The sequence below is a fragment of the Mesorhizobium sp. M7A.F.Ca.CA.001.10.2.1 genome (assembly GCF_003998575.1).
Taxonomy (GTDB): domain Bacteria; phylum Pseudomonadota; class Alphaproteobacteria; order Rhizobiales; family Rhizobiaceae; genus Mesorhizobium.
Genome location: NZ_RZQY01000749.1, coordinates 1 through 2,725, shown reverse-complemented (window position 1 = coordinate 2,725; position 2,725 = coordinate 1). Strand labels below are relative to the sequence as shown.

Here is a 2,725-nt window from a genome sequence, read left to right as displayed (position 1 = left end):
GGCGAGCGCCCTTGAGGCGCTGGCGATCCAGTCGTCAAGCTCGGGTCCGATCTCGCCCCAATCTTCCGGCGAGGTCCACAGATGCGAGGCTTCGGTGCCGCGCGCATTGAGCGCCTTTTCGAGCATGGCGATGGAAGCGACATCGATCAGTTGGGTCGGCTTGCCGTCCGGCCCGGGCACCGGCATGGAGCCGAGCGCTCCGGCATTGCCGGTCGGGCCGCCAAAAAGCCGGCCGTTCAGCACAATGCCGCCGCCGGCAAAGGCGCCGATATAAAAATAGACGAAGTCGCGCGCAGCGCCCGCCTGGCCGAAGACGAGCTCGGCGCCGCAGGCCGACGTGGCATCGTTCTGCAAATAGACCGGAAAATCGCATTGCGCCTGGATGTCGGCCCGGATGTCGCGGTGACGCCATTCGTCCATCACGTCGCGGGGGGCGCCGGCGGTATCGGCCCAGTTCCACAATTCGAACGGCATGGCGATGCCGAGCCCGGCGATGCGCTTGTCTTGCGCGGGCGTCAGCGCACCGCGCATCTGCCGCATGCCGTTGCTGACGAAGTCCACCGTCTCGCGCGGCGCCGGGTAGCGATAGGAATGCTGCAGCATCGAACGGACATGGCCAAGGAAATCTATCAACACCAGTTCGGCGCTGCGGCGGCCGATCTTCAGCCCAATGAAGAAAGCGCCTTCGGGATTGAGCGCCATCGGAATGGAAGGCTGGCCGATCTTGCCGCGCAACGGCGCCTGGCGCAGCAGGAGGCTTTCTTCCTCCAACTCGCGCATGATGACCGAAACCGTCTGCGCCGAAAGGCCGGTCATGCGGGCGATGTCGGATTTTGCCAGGCTGCCGTGCTGGCGCACCAGCGACAGCACCAACCGCTCATTGTGGTCGCGCATGCCGCTCTGGTTGGTGCCGCGGTGAATGAGACTGTCATTCACCTCGGGCGAACCGTGCCTCGCAATGGCCGTTTCCACCCTGTTCCTCCCGTCGTTTCCCCTCAATGCTTTTGGGCCAGAATGGGTGAACGAAGCAAGGCTGTCAATAATAAATAAGAGTGATTTAATTATTGACAGAGGCTTCGTGCTGGTGTCTGTTGAGGCAGCGTCCACGCTGGGAGAATTTCGTTGGACGCGCTGCAGGTGCCGGTTGGCCGGCATCCGGATGGATCCACTGGGAGGAAATCGTGACCAATACAAAACTGTTGAAATCGACCGTGTTTGCCGCCGCGGCTCTGGGGCTGATGGCGTTTGCGTCGTCCGCATCCGCGGCTGGTGTCGGTGCCTGCCTGATCACCAAGACCGACACCAATCCCTTCTTCGTCAAGATGAAGGAAGGCGCGACCGCGAAGGCCAAGGAACTCGGCGTCGACCTCAAGACCTATGCCGGCAAGATCGACGGCGACAGCGAGAGCCAGGTCGCGGCCATCGAGAGCTGCATCGCCGACGGCGCCAAGGGTATCCTGATCACTGCATCCGACACCAAGGGCATCGTGCCGACCGTGAAGAAGGCGCGTGACGCCGGCCTGCTGGTGATCGCGCTCGACACGCCGCTCGATCCGATCGACGCCGCCGACGCGACCTTTGCGACGGACAATCTCGAAGCCGGCAAGCTGATCGGTGCCTGGGCAGCCGCCACGCTCGGCGACAAGGCCAAGGACGCCAAGATCGGCTTCCTCGACCTGACGCCTTCGCAGCCGACTGTCGACGTGCTGCGTGATCAGGGCTTCATGATGGGCTACGGCATCGACGTGAAGGATCCCAACAAGATCGGCGATGAGGACGATCCCCGCATCGTCGGCCACGACGTCACCAACGGCAACGAAGAGGGCGGCCGCAAGGCGATGGAGAACCTCCTGCAGAAGGACAACACCATCAACGTCATCCACACCATCAACGAGCCTGCCGCTGTCGGCGCCTACCAGGCGCTCAAGGCTGTCGGCCTCGAAAGCCAGGTGTTGATCGTTTCCGTCGACGGCGGCTGCCCCGGCGTGAAGTCGGTGGCCGAAGGTGTCATCGGCGCGACGTCGCAGCAATATCCGTTGCAGATGGCAGCACTCGGCATCGAGGCGATCGCTGCTTTCGCCAAGGACGGAACCAAGCCGAAGCCGACCGAAGGCAAGGACTTCTTCGATACCGGCGTCAACCTGGTGACCGACAAGCCGGCCACCGGCGTGAAGTCCATCGACACCAAGGAAGGCCTCGCCAAATGCTGGGGCTGATGCCGGTCTGACAGGCATCTACCGAACCTGGGCGGCTGGGGCTTGATCCCCGGCCGCTTCGGGTGGACGATGGCTCGCGTGACCGCGAACAATCCCGGCGACAGACCGGAAAGGCGTGGACTGGCGTCGGCGTTTGGCTGAAGCCTTCGGGGAGAAAACATGGCTCAAGCTCAGGAATTCGAGAAAGTTCTTTCGAGCAGCGACACAAGCGTTGCCGCTTTCGACGAGCACAAATCGGCCGTCAAGCGCATCCAGCATTTCCTGCATTCGACGCCGGCCGCAGTGCCGCTGATCGTCCTGGTTCTGGCGATCATCGTTTTCGGCATCACCATCGGTGGGCGGTTCTTTTCGTCCTACACGCTGACGCTTATCCTGCAGCAGATCGCCATTATCGGCATTCTGGGTGCTGCGCAGACGCTGGTCATCCTGACCGCGGGCATCGACCTGTCGATTGGCGTGATCATGGTGATTTCAGCGGTGATCATGGGCAATTGCGCGGTCAGCTACGG

2 protein-coding genes and 1 pseudogene are annotated in these 2,725 nt (G+C 62.6%); 2 read left to right on the top strand and 1 reads right to left on the bottom strand.

What is annotated here, in order from left to right:
- Window positions 1-972 (bottom strand): ROK family transcriptional regulator (locus tag EN964_RS31100; protein WP_164776121.1); only part of this gene is annotated, 972 nt, incomplete at its 3' end.
- A gap of 266 nt (window positions 973-1,238) precedes the next feature.
- Here EN964_RS31100 and EN964_RS31095 point away from each other — a divergent pair.
- Window positions 1,239-2,216, top strand: a complete 978-nt coding sequence (locus tag EN964_RS31095) for a sugar ABC transporter substrate-binding protein (protein ID WP_372958880.1) — start codon at window positions 1,239-1,241, stop codon at window positions 2,214-2,216.
- 159 nt (window positions 2,217-2,375) lie between these two features.
- Window positions 2,376-2,725: pseudogene (locus tag EN964_RS31090) on the top strand (ABC transporter permease); the annotation flags it as partial.

Coding starts and splice junctions, on each gene's coding strand:
- EN964_RS31095 (WP_372958880.1), top strand. CDS start 1,239: ATGGCGTTTGCGTCGTCCGCATCCGCGGCTGGTGTCGGTGCCTGCCTG.